General features: G+C 71.9%; 14 protein-coding genes and 1 pseudogene. 12 read left to right on the top strand and 3 right to left on the bottom strand.

Annotated features, from left to right (window positions below):
- The coding region (locus tag D3105_RS24435) for a threonine aldolase family protein (RefSeq protein ID WP_118905193.1) at positions 1 to 1,041 on the bottom strand (1,041 nt) is incomplete at its 3' end.
- 168 nt (positions 1,042 to 1,209) lie between these two features.
- On the opposite strand from D3105_RS24435, the gene D3105_RS24430 reads away from it, so the two are divergent.
- The 11 genes from D3105_RS24430 to D3105_RS24385 all read left to right on the top strand — a co-directional run bounded on the left by D3105_RS24430 (position 1,210) and on the right by D3105_RS24385 (position 9,533).
- Positions 1,210 to 2,160 carry a Rossmann-like and DUF2520 domain-containing protein gene (locus D3105_RS24430; protein ID WP_118905192.1) on the top strand — a complete coding sequence of 317 codons (951 nt, stop codon included), beginning with the start codon at positions 1,210 to 1,212 and terminating at the stop codon, positions 2,158 to 2,160.
- The gene (panC, locus tag D3105_RS24425; RefSeq protein ID WP_118905191.1) at positions 2,157 to 3,176 is read left to right on the top strand and encodes a pantoate--beta-alanine ligase; all 1,020 of its coding nucleotides are present in this window, start codon (positions 2,157 to 2,159) and stop codon (positions 3,174 to 3,176) included. The genes D3105_RS24430 and panC overlap by 4 nt, the downstream gene beginning before the upstream one ends.
- The gene (locus D3105_RS24420; RefSeq protein WP_118905190.1) at positions 3,173 to 4,864 is read left to right on the top strand and encodes an L-aspartate oxidase; all 1,692 of its coding nucleotides are present in this window, start codon (positions 3,173 to 3,175) and stop codon (positions 4,862 to 4,864) included. Before panC ends, D3105_RS24420 begins: the two co-directional genes overlap by 4 nt.
- Positions 4,861 to 4,989: a hypothetical protein gene (locus D3105_RS35770; protein ID WP_276311861.1), complete on the top strand. Its 129-nt coding sequence runs from the start codon at positions 4,861 to 4,863 to the stop codon at positions 4,987 to 4,989. The genes D3105_RS24420 and D3105_RS35770 overlap by 4 nt, the downstream gene beginning before the upstream one ends.
- On the top strand, positions 4,986 to 6,059 hold the full coding sequence (gene nadC, locus D3105_RS24415; protein ID WP_118905189.1) for a carboxylating nicotinate-nucleotide diphosphorylase: 1,074 nt from the start codon (positions 4,986 to 4,988) through the stop codon (positions 6,057 to 6,059). The genes D3105_RS35770 and nadC overlap by 4 nt, the downstream gene beginning before the upstream one ends.
- Positions 6,059 to 6,856: a type III pantothenate kinase gene (locus tag D3105_RS24410; RefSeq protein ID WP_030087892.1), complete on the top strand. Its 798-nt coding sequence runs from the start codon at positions 6,059 to 6,061 to the stop codon at positions 6,854 to 6,856. The genes nadC and D3105_RS24410 overlap by 1 nt, the downstream gene beginning before the upstream one ends.
- 160 nt (positions 6,857 to 7,016) lie before the next feature.
- A complete protein-coding gene (locus D3105_RS24405) occupies positions 7,017 to 7,601 on the top strand; it encodes a hypothetical protein (protein ID WP_118905188.1) in 585 nt (194 codons plus the stop codon).
- Positions 7,602 to 7,681: 80 nt separating this feature from the next.
- Complete coding sequence (locus D3105_RS24400) at positions 7,682 to 7,861, top strand: hypothetical protein (protein WP_073225760.1); 180 nt, start codon at positions 7,682 to 7,684, stop codon at positions 7,859 to 7,861.
- A 131-nt stretch (positions 7,862 to 7,992) separates the two neighbouring features.
- Complete coding sequence (locus D3105_RS24395) at positions 7,993 to 8,475, top strand: BlaI/MecI/CopY family transcriptional regulator (RefSeq protein ID WP_118905187.1); 483 nt, start codon at positions 7,993 to 7,995, stop codon at positions 8,473 to 8,475.
- A 9-nt stretch (positions 8,476 to 8,484) separates the two neighbouring features.
- A complete protein-coding gene (locus D3105_RS24390; protein ID WP_165891072.1) occupies positions 8,485 to 9,054 on the top strand; it encodes an amino-acid N-acetyltransferase in 570 nt (189 codons plus the stop codon).
- 143 nt (positions 9,055 to 9,197) lie between these two features.
- Positions 9,198 to 9,533 (top strand): histone-like nucleoid-structuring protein Lsr2, encoded by a 336-nt coding sequence (locus tag D3105_RS24385; RefSeq protein WP_006125504.1) that lies wholly within the window; start codon positions 9,198 to 9,200, stop codon positions 9,531 to 9,533.
- On the opposite strand, the gene D3105_RS24380 is transcribed toward D3105_RS24385, so the two are convergent.
- Positions 9,512 to 10,126: an SCO3374 family protein gene (locus D3105_RS24380; protein WP_118905186.1), complete on the bottom strand. Its 615-nt coding sequence runs from the start codon at positions 10,124 to 10,126 to the stop codon at positions 9,512 to 9,514. The genes D3105_RS24385 and D3105_RS24380 overlap by 22 nt on opposite strands.
- 450 nt (positions 10,127 to 10,576) lie before the next feature.
- On the opposite strand from D3105_RS24380, the gene D3105_RS24370 reads away from it, so the two are divergent.
- Positions 10,577 to 13,105 carry an ATP-dependent Clp protease ATP-binding subunit gene (locus D3105_RS24370; RefSeq protein WP_118905185.1) on the top strand — a complete coding sequence of 843 codons (2,529 nt, stop codon included), beginning with the start codon at positions 10,577 to 10,579 and terminating at the stop codon, positions 13,103 to 13,105.
- Between the two features lie 94 nt (positions 13,106 to 13,199).
- Here D3105_RS24370 and D3105_RS24365 read toward each other — a convergent pair.
- A pseudogene (locus D3105_RS24365) lies at positions 13,200 to 15,637 on the bottom strand (NACHT domain-containing protein); the annotation flags it as partial.

Here is a 15,637-nt window from a genome sequence, read left to right as displayed (position 1 = left end):
CGCCCCGCCCGCCCCCGCGAACCAGCGCCGGAAGAGGGCCACGCCCGTCTCCTCCGCCTGCCGCACCGACGCCTCGTCCAGCACCTCCGTGCCGTACGGCAGCCAGACCTGGAACTGATGCGTGTGCGGCGGTTCCGGATGCACCCGGAACCACGGCATCCCCGCCGCCGCGAACCCCTCCGCCAGCGCCCCGGCCACCACCCTCGCGTGGGCCACGTACGACGGAAGGCGCGGCAGCTCCCGCTCCAGACCGATCAGCGCGGACAGCGCCGCGGGGAACTGCTGGAAGAGCTGGCCCCCGTACCGGTGACGCCACACCCGCGCCTCCTCCACCAGCGTCGAAGGCCCCGCCAGCACCGCCCCGGACAGCCCGTCCAGCGACTTGTAGAAGGACACGTACACGCTGTCCGCGAGACCCGCGATCTCCGACAGCTCCCGCCCGAAGTGCGGACCGCACTCCCACAGCCGCGCCCCGTCGAAGTGGACGACCGCGTCCCGCTCCCGGGCCGCGTCCACCACCGCCGTCAGCTCCTCCCAGGACGGCAGGACGAACCCGGCGTCCCGCAACGGCAGCTCCAGCATCAGCGTGCCGAACGGCTCGGGGAACTCCCGGACCTCCTCCGCGTCCGGCAGCCTCGGCTCCGACGTCGGATGCACCGTCCGCAGCCCGCTCACCACCTCCAGCGCCCCGCCCTCGTGCACCTCCGGGTGGGACAGGGGATGCAGCGCCACCGTCGCGTTGCCCGTACGCCCCGCCCAGCACCGCAGCGCGACCTGCTGGGCCATCGTCCCGGTCGGGAAGAACGCCGCCGCCTCCATCCCCAGCAGCGGGGCCGTCCGCCGCTCCAGATCGGCGACGACCCCGCCCCCGTACACATCGGTCCAGTCGGCCGGATCGTGCACGGACGGGGCGTCGGCAGCCAGCGCCGCCAGCCGTTCACCCAGCGTGCCGTCCGCGCCCACCCGGGCCAGCACCCGCCGCGCACCCCGCCACGCGGTCAGCCTGCGCCGCCGCTGCTCCTGCTCATCCATGGTCGCCATGGGACGATCATCACCCGGACCTCCGGCGGCGCGCCCGCGGAGTTCCGTCCCGCCCGGAAAGTTATCCACAGGCTGTGGGCAGGGGCGGGGCTTCCCCGAAACGCTGGCGTAGCATGCAGAGAAATCGTCCGGTACCCCCCGCGGACTGGAACGGAAGGCCATCGCCGCGTGAACGCATCAGTTTCGAAGGAATCCCTCGACGCGAGGGACCGCCCCGCCCGTCTCACGGTCGGCGTCGTCGGCGCGGGCCGGGTCGGACCGGCCCTCGCCGCGTCGCTCCAGCTCGCCGGGCATCGCCCGGTCGCCGTGTCCGGTGTCTCCGACGCCTCCCGCCGCCGCGCCGCGGCGCTGCTCCCCGACGTGCCCCTGGTGGAGCCCGCCGAGGTGCTGGCCCGCGCCGAGCTGGTGCTCCTGACCGTTCCCGACGACGTGCTGCCCACGCTGGTCGAGGGCCTCGTCGAGACCGGCGCCGTACGGCCGGGCCAGCTCCTTGTCCACACCTCCGGGCGGTACGGGACCCGCGTGCTGGACCCCGCGCTGCGGGCCGGGGCCCTGCCGCTCGCGCTGCACCCCGCGATGACGTTCACCGGCACCGCCGTGGACGTCCAGCGGCTCGCGGGCTGCTCCTTCGGCGTCACCGCCCCCGACGAACTGCGGCTCGCGGCCGAGGCCCTGGTCATCGAGATGGGCGGCGAGCCCGAGTGGATCGCCGAGGAGGCGCGCCCGCTCTACCACGCGGCCCTCGCCCTGGGCGCGAACCACCTGGTCACCCTGGTCGCCCAGTCGATGGAGCTGCTGACCAAGGCCGGGGTCGCCGCCCCCGACCGGATGCTCGGCCCGCTGCTCGGCGCCGCCCTGGACAACGCCCTGCGCTCCGGCGACGCCGCGCTGACCGGCCCGGTCGCCCGCGGGGACGCGGGCACGGTCGCCGCCCACATCGATGAGCTGCGCACCCACGCCCCGCAGGCGGTGGCCGGGTACGTCGCGATGGCCCGTGCCACGGCCGACCGGGCGCTCGCCCACGGCCTGCTCAAGGCGGAGCTGGCCGAGGACCTCCTCGTCGTCCTGGCCGACCAGGAGCGCCGCCCCGGCAGCCCCGGACCGGGGGAGACCCGATGACGCGCACGATGCGGCCGGCCCTCCTGCGCACCGCCGCCGAGCTGGACGCCCTGCCCCGCCCCGCCGGTGCCGAGCGGGCCGTCGTCATGACGATGGGCGCGCTGCACGACGGCCACGCCACCCTGATCCGCGCGGCCCGCGAAGCGGCGGGACCGGACGGGCAGGTCGTGGTCACGGTCTTCGTGAACCCGCTCCAGTTCGGCGAGGCCGCGGACCTGGACCGCTACCCGCGCACCCTGGACGCCGATCTGGAGACCGCCGCCGCCGCGGGCGCCGACGCGGTCTTCGCCCCCGGCGTCGACGAGGTCTACCCGGGCGGCGAGCCCCAGGTCCGGATCACCGCGGGCCCCATGGGCGAGCGCCTCGAAGGCGCGTCCCGCCCCGGCCACTTCGACGGGATGCTCACCGTCGTCGCCAAGCTCCTCCACCTCACCCGCCCCGACGAGGCGTTCTACGGGCAGAAGGACGCCCAGCAGCTCGCCCTGATCCGCCGTATGGTCCGGGACCTGAATTTCGGCGTCCGGATCACCGGCGTCCCCACCGTCCGGGACGCGGACGGCCTCGCGCTCTCCAGCCGTAACCGTTTCCTCTCCCCGCCGGAGCGGCACACCGCCCTCGCCCTGCCCCGCGCCCTGTTCGCGGCCCGGGACCGACTCGCCGCCCAGCAGGCCCTGCACGAGCGGGCCAAGGCCACCGCGCCCGGCGGCGACCGGGCCGCCGGGCTCAACAGGCTCGGCGAGGCCCGGGCCGCCGCCGACGCCCAGGCCGTGGCGCTGGTCCGGCCGGGCGGGGCGCCCGCCGCCGTCCGCGCCGCCGCCCGGACGATCCTGGACGAGGCCGCCGCCCGGAACCGGGTCCCGCTCGTCCTGGACTACCTGGCCCTGGTGGATCCGGCGGACTTCACCGAGATCCCGGACGACCGCGAGAGCGGGGAGGCGATCCTCGCCGTCGCGGCCCGGGTCGGGAACACCCGCCTCATCGACAACATCCCCCTCACCTTCGGAGCCCTGACGTGACCGGTATACGGCTGACCGCCCCCGCTCCCGGCTGGGCCATCGACGCGGACGTCGTGGTGGTCGGCTCCGGCGTCGCCGGGCTCACCGCCGCCCTGCGCTGCGCCGCCGCCGGCCTGGACACCGTCGTCGTCACCAAGGCCCGCCTGGACGACGGCTCGACCCGCTGGGCCCAGGGCGGCATCGCCGCGGCGCTCGGCGAGGGCGACACCCCCGAGCAGCACCTCGACGACACCCTCGTCGCGGGCGCGGGCCTCTGCGACGAGGAGGCCGTGCGCACTCTGGTCACCGAGGGCCCCGGCGCCGTACGCCGGCTGATCACCACCGGCGCCCACTTCGACACCACCGACAGCGGCGACATCGCGCTCACCCGTGAGGGGGGCCACCACCGCCGCCGCATCGCCCACGCGGGCGGCGACGCGACCGGCGCGGAGATCTCCCGCGCACTGGTCGAGGCGGTCCGCGAGGCCGCCCTGCACACCATCGAGAACGCGCTCGTCCTGGATCTGCTCACGGACGCCGAAGGCCGTACGGCGGGCGTCTCGCTGCACGTCATGGGCGAGGGGCAGCACGACGGCGTCGGCGCGGTCCGGGCCCCCTCGGTGGTCCTCGCCACCGGCGGCATGGGCCAGGTCTTCTCCGCCACCACCAACCCCCCCGTCTCCACCGGCGACGGCGTGGCGCTCGCGCTGCGGGCCGGGGCGGAGGTCTCCGACCTGGAGTTCGTCCAGTTCCACCCCACGGTCCTCTTCCTCGGCGCGGACTCCGAGGGCCAGCAGCCGCTGGTCTCCGAAGCCGTACGGGGCGAGGGCGCGCATCTCGTCGACGCCGACGGCGTCCGCTTCATGCTCGGACAGCACGAGCTGGCCGAGCTGGCCCCGCGCGACATCGTCGCCAAGGGCATCACGCGCCGGATGCACGAGAAGGGCGTCGAGCACATGTATCTGGACGCCCGGCACTTCGGGGCGGCCATGTGGGAGCAGCGCTTCCCCACCATCCTGGCCGCCTGCCGGTCCCACGGCATCGACCCGGTGACCGAGCCGATCCCGGTCGCCCCGGCCGCGCACTACGCCTCCGGCGGCGTCCGCACCGACCTGCGGGGCCGCACCACCGTCCCCGGCCTGTACGCCTGCGGCGAGGTCGCCTGCACCGGAGTGCACGGGGCCAACCGGCTCGCGTCCAACTCCCTGCTGGAGGGCCTGGTCTTCGCCGAGCGCATCGCCGCCGACATCGCCGAGGTCCGCCCGCCCCGCACCGAACCGGCCGAGGCCTCCCGCGACGCGGACGACCTCGTCCCGCTGCTGTCCCCCGAGGCCCGTACGGCGATCCAGCGCACGACGACCCGGGGCGCCGGAGTCCTGCGCTCCACCGACTCCCTGGCCACCGCGGCCGAGGAGCTGGAGGCCCTGCACCGCGAGGCCGCCGCCGACGCGGAGGCGGACGGGGCCAAGGCGGTCGTCCCCGGGGTCGACGCCTGGGAGGTCACCAATCTGCTCCTGGTCGCCCGGGTCCTGGTCGCCGCCGCCCGGGACCGCGAGGAGACCCGCGGCTGCCACTGGCGCGAGGACCGGCCCGACCGCGACGACGCCCACGGCCGTCGCCACCTGGTCGTCCGCATCGGACCGGACCGCACCCCGGTCGTCCACCGCACGGAGACCGCCGCATTCCCGCCCGTACGCCCGTCGGATTGAGCAGACTGCTGGAGGCAGCCGCTCCGCCGCACCCACGGAGCAGCACCGGCACCACCCGCGACACCACACGCAGCACCAGCCGCACCCGCACCACCCGCCACGTCCCCGAGGAGCCGACACCGTGAGCACGCCCGAAGAGAATCCGCGCCCCACTCCCGTGGACGTACCGCTGATCAGCGTCGGCGCGCCCGCATCGTCCGCACCGGCGGAAGGCGGCTGCGGCGACGGCTGCGGCTGTGGCGGCGACGATGGATTCGACCCCGAAGCCCTGGAGTGCGGCCTCGACCCCGCGCTCGCCCTGCTGCTGGCGGAGGCCGGCCTGGACCCGGTCCAGGTCGAGGACGTCGCGCATGTGGCGATCGAGGAGGACCTCGACGGCGGGGTGGACGTCACGACCGTGGCGACCGTCCCCGAGGACGCCGTGATCACCGGTGACTTCACGGCCCGCGAGGCCGGCGTGGTCGCCGGGCTCCGGGTCGCCGAGGCGGTCCTGTCGATCGTCTGCACCGAGGAGTTCGAGGTCGAGCGGCACGTCGAGGACGGCGACCGGATCGTCCCCGGCCAGAAGCTGCTGACCGTCACCACCCGCACCCGCGACCTGCTGACCGGCGAGCGCAGCGCGCTGAACCTGCTCTGCCGCCTCTCCGGCATCGCGACCGCCACCCGCGCCTGGGCGGACGTGCTGGAGGGCTCCCGGGCCAAGGTCCGCGACACCCGCAAGACGACGGCGGGCCTGCGCGCGCTGGAGAAGTACGCGGTGCGCTGCGGCGGCGGCGTCAACCACCGGATGTCGCTCTCCGACGCGGCCCTGGTCAAGGACAACCACGTGATCGCCGCGGGCGGGGTCGCGGAGGCGTTCAAGCGCGTGCGCGCCGAGTTCCCCGAGCTGCCCGTCGAGGTCGAGGTCGACACGATGGAGCAGGTCCGCGAGGTGCTGGACGCGGGCGTCGACCTGATCCTGCTGGACAACTTCACCCCGGCCGAGACCGCCGAGGCGGTCGCGCTGGTCGACGGCCGGGCGATCCTGGAGTCCTCGGGCCGCCTCACCCTCGACTCGGCCCGCGCCTACGCCGACGCGGGCGTCGACTATCTCGCGGTCGGCGCACTCACCCACTCCTCGCCGATCCTCGACATCGGCCTGGACTTCCGCGACGCGGACGCGTCCCCCTCCGCCGGGGACGGGGCCGACGTCTGATGCTGCTCACCATCGACGTCGGCAACACGCACACGGTCCTCGGCCTCTTCGACGGCGAGGAGATCGTCGAGCACTGGCGCATCTCCACCGACGCCCGCCGCACCGCGGACGAGCTGGCCGTCCTGCTCCAGGGCCTGATGGGCATGCACCCGCTGCTCGGCATGGAGCTGGGCGACGGCATCGAGGGCATCGCGATCTGCGCGACCGTCCCCTCGGTCCTGCACGAGCTGCGCGAGGTCACCCGCCGCTACTACGGCGACGTCCCCGCCGTGCTGGTCGAGCCCGGGGTCAAGACGGGCGTGCCGATCCTGATGGACAACCCCAAGGAGGTCGGCGCGGACCGCATCATCAACGCGGTCGCCGCCGTCGAGCTGTACGGGGGTCCGGCGATCGTCGTCGACTTCGGCACCGCCACCACCTTCGACGCGGTCTCCCCGCGCGGCGAGTACGCGGGCGGGGTGATCGCCCCCGGCATCGAGATCTCGGTCGAGGCGCTCGGCGTCCGGGGCGCCCAGCTCCGCAAGATCGAGCTGGCCCGGCCGCGCAGTGTGATCGGCAAGAACACCGTCGAGGCCATGCAGTCCGGCATCATCTACGGCTTCGCGGGCCAGGTCGACGGGGTGGTGGCCCGGATGAAGAAGGAACTGGCCGCCGACCCGGACGACGTCACGGTCATCGCGACGGGCGGCCTTGCTCCGATGGTGTTGGGGGAGTCCTCCGTCATCGACGAGCACGAGCCGTGGCTGACGCTCATCGGGCTGCGCCTGGTCTACGAGCGGAACGTGTCCCGCTCCTAGGGACGACCGCACAGGACCCCGGCGTACCTGCGGGAACGGCCGGGGCCGCGGCCGTCGGCCCGTTCTGCCACGCCGCGCCACCGACGACCAGTTAAACGGATTTTGTCCATTTAGCACGTATTGTCGCGTCATGCCCACGCCCTACGGTTCACGAGGCGGCATGGCGTTCAGCGCGGACGAGCTGCGGGTGCTCCGACGTGCCCTCGCCATCGCCCTCCACCCCATGCCCCTGTCCGACGAGGACGTCCAGGACTGCCTGCGGCTCGCGGGCTCCGTGGACGAGGCGGCCGGCGAGGCGGGTCGGCTGCGAGCGTTCCTCCTCGCCGACCTCGCCCGCTACCGCAACGCCCTCCCCGGCTCCGCCACCGGCTATCTGGAGCTGCTCCAGGACGCCCTGGCGGCCGGCTACGACCCCCGCCCGGACGATCTGGCCGCCCTGCGGGCCCTGCGCGGCGGACCACTCGCGGCGGCCCTCCTGGAACGCTGCCAGGTGCTCGCCGAGCGCTCCGTACGGGCCCGGCTCGCCGGCCGCTCCGCCGGTGCCGCGGCCCCCGGTCCCCGCAGCCGGCTGCTCGCCCTCCCGGGCGGCCGCGCCGCCGCCCGGGAACCGGAACGGCCCAGGACCCCGGCCGCGCCCGGCAAGCCGGGCAAGCCCGGCGACCGCCCCATGCCCAAGCCCTCCGAGGTCTTCCCGCCGCGCCGACGGCCCGCACCGCCGCCGTCCGAGGAGCGAGCGGCCGGCTGACCTCCGGCGCTCCCCGACGCGGCGACCTCCACCGGGAGGTCGCCGCGTCGGGCCGTTCTGGGCTCGCTACTCTGGACGGCATGGACTACGTATCCGCGCTCGTGCCCCCCGTGGTGATGGCCGTCTTCTTCGTCTCCCTGATCGTGATCATCGTCAAGAGCCAGGGTGGTCCGAACAAGGCCAAGGAGGACGACGCGGTGGACGCGGCGATCGCCCGCGCGGAATCCGCAAAGCAGACCGCTCGTCCGGAGAATGTCTGACCGCGCGAGCGGCCCCGCCCGCCCCGCGTCTTCCCGGCGCGCGACCCCGAGCGCACGACTCGTCCAGAGCCGTGCGCTTTTTGCTGCGCAAAGAGCAGACCATTTGGGACATCTGCCACTAAAGTGATCGCGTGCCCCGTCAATTGGGAGACCTCGAAGACGCCGTGATGACGCGCGTCTGGCAATGGAACCGACCGGTCACGGTGCGGGAAGTCCTTGAGGACCTTCAGCAGGAACGGTCCATCGCCTACACGACCGTGATGACGGTAATGGACAATCTCCATCAGAAGGGCTGGGTCCGCAGGGAAGTCGACGGCCGCGCCTATCGATATACGGCCGTCTCCACCAGGGCCGCCTACTCGGCCGCACTGATGAACGAAGCCTGGTCACAGAGCGACAACCCCGCCGCAGCGCTTGTCGCGTTCTTCGGCATGATGTCCGCCGAGCAGCGCGAAGCACTGCAGGACGCCGTTCGTATGGTTTCCCCCAATCTCACGGAAACCACCTCCGGCCCGACCGCCGAAACCACCCCGGGCAACCCCGCGGAACCGACCGCCGACGCCGCCGGAGATGACGCCCCGACCGATGAAGCGACGCCGGAGAGCGGGCGATAGCGTCGGGGCATGTCCTCAGAGCAGCCGCAAAGCGATCCCGATACCGAACTCCATACCGACCCGTCGGTAAATAAGCCCGCCATCACCGTCCGGCGAGCCAGGACGAGTGATGTCGGGGCGGTACGACGACTCCTCGACGGGTACGTGTCCGGGGGCATCCTGCTCGACAAAGCGACCGTCACCCTTTACGAGGACATCCAGGAGTTCTGGGTCGCGGAACGCGACGAGGACGCGACCGTCATCGGCTGCGGCGCCCTTCATGTCATGTGGGAAGACCTGGCGGAAGTGCGGACCCTTGCCGTCGACCCCCGCATGAAGGGCACAGGAGTCGGGCATCACGTGCTGGAGAAGCTCTTGCAGACCGCGCGATGGCTCGGTGTCCGCAGGGTTTTCTGTCTCACCTTCGAAGTGGACTTCTTCGCCAAGCACGGCTTCGTCGAGATCGGAGAGACGCCCGTCGACACCGATGTCTACAGTGAGCTGCTGCGTTCCTACGACGAGGGTGTCGCTGAGTTCCTCGGTCTCGAACGAGTGAAGCCGAACACCTTGGGCAACAGCCGGATGCTTCTGCACCTGTGACTGCAGAAGGACCTGCCTCCCTATGTCCGAATCGCGCATGTTTCCCGTCTTCCCGGGCTGCTGAACCTCTCCCGAGGGTTTGTGTTTTCCCGGGAAAAGCGGTTTCCTTTCCGCGTACTCCATTTTCGATGAAAGGAAATCCCGTGGCACAGAAGGTTCAGGTCCTTCTTGTCGATGACCTCGACGGTGTCGAGGCTGACGAGACCGTCACGTTCGCCCTCGACGGCAAGACGTACGAGATCGACCTCACCACGGCCAACGCGGACAAGCTTCGCGGCCTTCTCGAGCCCTACACCAAGGGTGGACGTCGCACCGGTGGCCGTGCCGCCACGGGCCGTGGCAAGGGCCGCGCCGCCGCCGGCGGTAACAAGGACACCGCGGAAATCCGCCGGTGGGCCCGGGAGAACGGCCACAATGTGAATGACCGCGGCCGCGTTCCCGCCGAGATCCGTGAGGCTTACGAGAAGGCCAACGGCTGATCCGCCGAACCCCTTGTCAGCACCCCTGTCGGCACGCCGGAACGGGCGTGTGACAACCGGACCCGATGGCATTCCGTAGCCGCCGCGTCCACCAGGCGTACGAGATCGGGGGCACCCCCACCGCTGCTCCCGAAGCCTGCGAGGGCCGGCAGCGCCGACTCGGGCGCACGCCTCGGCTCTGGGGGCCGCAGCCACACGGCGGCCCCCGGCGAACCCCCCGCGGAGCCCGGGAGAGGCGGGGCCACGACCTGGCCCCCCGCGCCCACGGCGGTCAGATCCGGCGCGAGGGGACCCCATTCCAGCCAGTCGAGCAGCCCCGGCAGCTCATCGGCGCCCCCCGCGGCGACCAGGAGCCCCATCCGCGGACCGGACAGCAGCACCGGACCGGTGCGCACGCCGCGCCGCAGCACGGCGTGACCCGCCTCGGCGGGCAGCTCCAGCACATCGAAGGACTCCCCGGTGAGCAGGCGCAGCGGATCCCGCCCCGCCGTGGCCCAGCCCAGCTCCCGCGCGTACCGCCTCGCGAGTGCGGCGTCGGCGGAACCCGGAGCGGCATCGGGCGACGATCGGGGCTGCGGGACGGTGCGGGTCATGTCCGATGAACCGCCGAACCGCCTCCGGAGTTACGGAAAGTCCGCGCACGATCACTCCGTGTCCCCGCCAAGGGGGCGCTCGGGAGCATTCAGCAGCGCAAGGATGTTCGCCCGTAGCGGAGGGAACCGGGGCGCGCCGCATGGACTGTCAGTGATTGCGGGTAAGACTTTCCTAGTGGGAAGGGGCGACACGCTGGCCCAGGCGTCTCGCGTTCGCCATCGGCGTACTGGCGAAAGGGGTATCTGCCTGGCCTGCGGGAACATCGTCTCGCACCATCGGGTTGGAGCAGTTGTCAGCTGTTCGGCAGTAAGAATCCCCGCCCGGCGCGGGGTGATCCGGACGGATGTCGGCAGTTGGAATGAGCTGTCCCGTCCTGCGGGACTAGCATGCGGAAGGACTGGGAGGGGACCGACCCCTCACTGACCGACCGCTCTGAGGAGCGATTAACGATGTTCGAGAGGTTCACCGACCGCGCGCGGCGGGTTGTCGTCCTGGCTCAGGAAGAAGCCCGGATGCTCAACCACAACTACATCGGCACCGAGCACATCCTCCTGGGCCTGATCCACGAGGGTGAGGGTGTCGCCGCTAAGGCCCTGGAGAGCCTCGGGATTTCGCTCGAGGCGGTCCGCCAGCAGGTGGAGGAGATCATCGGGCAGGGGCAGCAGGCTCCTTCCGGGCACATCCCCTTCACCCCGCGAGCCAAGAAGGTCCTGGAGCTGTCGCTCCGCGAGGCCCTTCAGCTGGGCCACAACTACATCGGCACCGAGCACATCCTGCTCGGCCTGATCCGCGAGGGCGAGGGCGTCGCCGCCCAGGTCCTCGTGAAGCTCGGCGCCGACCTGAACCGGGTCCGGCAGCAGGTCATCCAGCTGCTTTCCGGATACTCGGGCGGCAAGGAGACGGCGGCCGCGGGCGGCCCCGCCGAGGGCACGCCCTCCACGTCCCTGGTGCTCGACCAGTTCGGCCGGAATCTCACCCAGGCCGCTCGTGAGTCCAAGCTCGACCCGGTCATCGGGCGCGAGAAGGAGATCGAGCGGGTCATGCAGGTGCTGTCCCGCCGGACCAAGAACAACCCCGTCCTCATCGGCGAGCCCGGTGTCGGCAAGACGGCGGTCGTCGAGGGCCTGGCCCAGGCGATCGTCAAGGGCGAGGTGCCCGAGACCCTCAAGGACAAGCACCTCTACACCCTGGACCTCGGCGCCCTGGTCGCCGGTTCGCGGTACCGGGGTGACTTCGAGGAGCGCCTGAAGAAGGTCCTCAAGGAGATCCGCACCCGCGGCGACATCATCCTGTTCATCGACGAGCTCCACACGCTGGTCGGTGCGGGTGCCGCGGAGGGCGCCATCGACGCGGCTTCGATCCTGAAGCCCATGCTGGCGCGCGGTGAGCTCCAGACCATCGGTGCCACCACGCTCGACGAGTACCGCAAGCACCTGGAGAAGGACGCCGCTCTGGAGCGCCGCTTCCAGCCCATCCAGGTCGCGGAGCCGTCGCTGCCGCACACCATTGAGATCCTCAAGGGTCTGCGCGACCGCTACGAGGCCCACCACCGGGTCTCCATCACGGACGAGGCCCTCGTCCAGGCCGCGACCCTGGCCGACCGGTACATCTCGGACCGCTTCCTGCCGGACAAGGCGATCGACCTGATCGACGAGGCCGGCTCCCGGATGCGCATCCGCCGGATGACCGCGCCGCCGGACCTCCGTGAGTTCGACGAGAAGATCGCGGGCGTCCGCCGCGACAAGGAGTCGGCCATCGACTCCCAGGACTTCGAGAAGGCAGCCTCCCTCCGCGACAAGGAGAAGCAGCTGCTGGCGGCGAAGGCCAAGCGGGAGAAGGAGTGGAAGGCCGGCGACATGGACGTCGTCGCCGAGGTCGACGGCGAGCTGATCGCCGAAGTCCTGGCCACCGCCACCGGCATCCCGGTCTTCAAGCTGACGGAGGAGGAGTCCTCCCGTCTGCTGCGCATGGAGGACGAGCTCCACAAGCGCGTCATCGGCCAGAAGGACGCCATCAAGGCCCTCTCGCAGGCGATCCGCCGTACGCGGGCCGGTCTGAAGGACCCGAAGCGCCCCGGTGGCTCGTTCATCTTCGCCGGCCCGTCCGGTGTCGGTAAGACGGAGCTGTCCAAGACGCTCGCCGAATTCCTCTTCGGCGACGAGGACGCGCTGATCTCCCTCGACATGTCGGAGTTCAGCGAGAAGCACACGGTTTCCCGCCTCTTCGGTTCGCCCCCCGGTTACGTGGGCTACGAGGAGGGCGGCCAGCTCACCGAGAAGGTGCGCCGCAAGCCGTTCTCCGTCGTCCTCTTCGACGAGGTCGAGAAGGCCCACCCCGATATCTTCAATTCCCTGCTCCAGATTCTGGAGGACGGTCGCCTGACCGACTCCCAGGGTCGGGTCGTGGACTTCAAGAACACGGTCATCATCATGACGACCAACCTCGGGACCCGGGACATCTCCAAGGGCTTCAACCTGGGCTTCGCCGCCCAGGGCGACGTCAAGACCAACTACGAGCGCATGAAGGTCAAGGTCAACGAAGAGCTCAAGCAGCACTTCCGGCCGGAATTCCTCAACCGTGTCGACGACACGGTGGTCTTCCACCAGCTGACCGAGGAAGACATCATCCAGATCGTCGACCTCATGCTCGCCAAGGTCGACGAGCGCCTCAAGGACCGCGACATGGGCATCGAGCTCAGTGGCGAGGCCAAGACGCTGCTCGCGAAGAAGGGCTACGACCCCGTGATGGGCGCCCGGCCGCTGCGCCGGACGATCCAGCGGCAGATCGAGGACGTCCTCTCCGAGAAGATCCTCTTCGGTGAGCTGCGCCCCGGTCACATCGTGGTCGTCGGCACCGAGGGCGAGGGTGACGACAAGACGTTCACCTTCCGCGGCGAGGAGAAGTCGGCTCTGCCCGACGTCCCCCCGATCGAGCAGGCGACAGGCGGCGGCGGCCCGAACCTGACGAAGGACGCGTGACCCGCAGGTAGCGCACGGCTGAGGGGCTGCCCCGGAATCGGTATCCGTACCGGTCCGGGGCAGCCCCTTTTCCCCTGCCGCGCGAACCGGGTCAGTAGGTGAGGACCCTGAGCCGGTCTCCCAGCCGCTCCCACCCGAGGATCAGCGGGGTGTGGCCCCTGCGGACCGTCACCTGGAGATGAGGGAGCGCCAGCAGGGGCGCCAGGTCGAGCTCGGGGGCCGAGCGGCGGGCGGACAGCGTGAGACGGGTGAGCCCGGGGAAGAGCCGGCCGAGTAGTGCCAGGTGCGCACTGTCCTGCGGGGCCGTGATGGCCAGCTCCCTGAGCGACATGACCGGCCGGTCGTCGGGGGCCAGGCCCTTCCAGGAGGTGAGGCCGAGCCTGAGCCGCGTGATCCGGCCGTGCTCCCGGACCGCGGCCACCGCGTCGTCGAGCGATCCGGCCCGGGAGACCTGGAGATCCCGGAGGGACTCCCAGGCGGCGAGGCCGTCCAGGGCCACCGGGCGGTCGCTGCTCACCTTCAGGTGTGTCACCCCGGGATGGGCAGGCAGTCGGCTCACCTGGCCCGACGCGAGGCGGCTGATCTCCAGGTAGCTCAGGGTCCGGAGGCCGGTGACCGGCATCAGGAAATCGGCGGGCCGGTTCATGGCATCCACGCTCAGCGCGACGAGCGAGGGCAGCTCGGTCAGCGGCGTGAGGCTCTGCACCCCGGGGCAGGTGTCCAGCCCGACCTGCTGGAGCGTGCCTGCCTGTGCGCCGAGTGCGGAGAGGTCGGTGACATGCGGGTTCATATGGAGGTAGAGCACTTCCAGCCGGAGCTCGGCGAGCGCCGCACGGAGCTCTTCCTGCGGCAGCTCGCCGGAGACGACGAGGTGTCTCAAGGAGGGCAGATGGCGCAGGGCGCGTAGTTGGGCCCGCTGGGCCAGCACGAAGTGCTCGGCGAGGTCGTAGTGGGCCAGCACCCCGGCGGCGAACTCGTCCGGGGGGAAGGCGGACCAGTTCGTTGCCAGGCGGCTGACTGCCGAGGGGTGCGCGGCCGACCACTCCCGGGCGTGCGGAATGCCGGCGCTACCGCCGATCCTGCCGAGCAACTGCACCACATGCCGGGCGAGCGGGCCATCGGTCGCCAGGCTCTCGGGCGGGGGCAGGAGGGCCAGCGCCGATTCGCCGAGCCGGGCGAGCGCATGCACCTGGTCGTCGTCGGCGGGCGGGAACACCGCCTGCAGGGTGTGCCGGACCCGTTCCCGTACCGGACCGTCCAACCAGGCCGCGTGCTGCGCGCACAGAGCGGCGAGGACGGGCAGGGTGGTGCGTTGGGCGGACTCCTTCGTGTGTGCGTTGCCCGCGTCCAGCAACCCGCTCACCAGCGAGGCCAGCTCGCGTCGTCCGCAGTGCCCGGCCGCCAGCAGAACCACGTCCTGCCAGGACTCCTCGCCCGCGTGGCGCAGCAGCTCGCCCAGGTGCTCGTCCTCGACGAGCTCCTTCGCGGCCAGGTAGTCCTGGAAGGTCCGGTGGATGAACTGGTAGGTGTCGTCCCCGTGCTCCTGGAGCAGGCCGCTGCGGTTGAGCAGATGGGTGAGGAGCCTCTCCGGCGGCCCCTGGGCGCTGACCCGCTCCATCCCGGCCAGGGCGCGCCGGAGCTGGCGCAGCGCCTGGTCCCGGGTGAACTCCGACTGGCCCTCGCGGACCAGCCAGACGGCGATCCGCTGGAGGAGCTGGGTGGATTCCTCGATCTCCAGGTCGATGCCCTCGGGGTTCCCGATCCTGCGGCGGTGGTCGCGGTGGCCCAGCAGCATCTCCAGGGCCGAGCGGTACAGCTTCCAGCGGGTCTCCGGGAGGAAGCCGTCGCGGCGCCGGTGCAGGGCGCAGATCACCGCACAGAGCAGCGGTGTACGCGCCAGGTCACGGAGCGTGGGGTTCTGGTCGAACTGGCGGGAGAGGTCGCGTTCCAGCTCGTCCAGCCGCTCGGTGTCGTCCTGCTCGGACAGCCGGGCCGCCCGGTGCCAGGAGCCCACGAACGCCTGGATGTCCTCGTTCCGCATCGGCAGCAGGCGCAACTCCGCGAAGTCCTCGGAGCGCAGCCAGTCCGCCTCGACGGCGAGCGGCCGTACGGTGACGACGCACCGGGTCTCCGGATAGCGGGCCAGTAGCTGGGAGAGCCAGGTGTGCGCCTGCTCGCGCTCCTCCGGCGGCACCTCGTCCAGCCCGTCCACCAGCAGTAGCGCCCGCCCGGCCTCCAGGACCCGGCCCGCCCATCCCTCCGGTGCCGTGTCGATCACCAGACCCGCCGCGCCGGACAGCTCCGCCGGGCCCGGGAACCCGCCGCCACGAGCTCGCAGGGTGCGCAGGGGCACCACGAAGGGCACCAGGCCGTTCAGCGGGGCCAGGTCGTCGTCCAGGGTGCGGGCCGAGGCGTGCGCGGCCAGCCACCACAGCAGCGTCGTCTTGCCCGCGCCCGCGTCGCCCCGGAGCAGCACCCGGGGGCGGTCGGCGAGGAGGTCGTCGATGCGCCGGGGGAGGGGCGGGGCCGGGG

Source organism: Streptomyces globisporus, assembly GCF_003501885.1.
GTDB classification, from domain to species: Bacteria; Actinomycetota; Actinomycetes; order Streptomycetales; family Streptomycetaceae; genus Streptomyces; species Streptomyces globisporus_D.
This window is presented reverse-complemented; position numbering and strand designations above follow the sequence as displayed.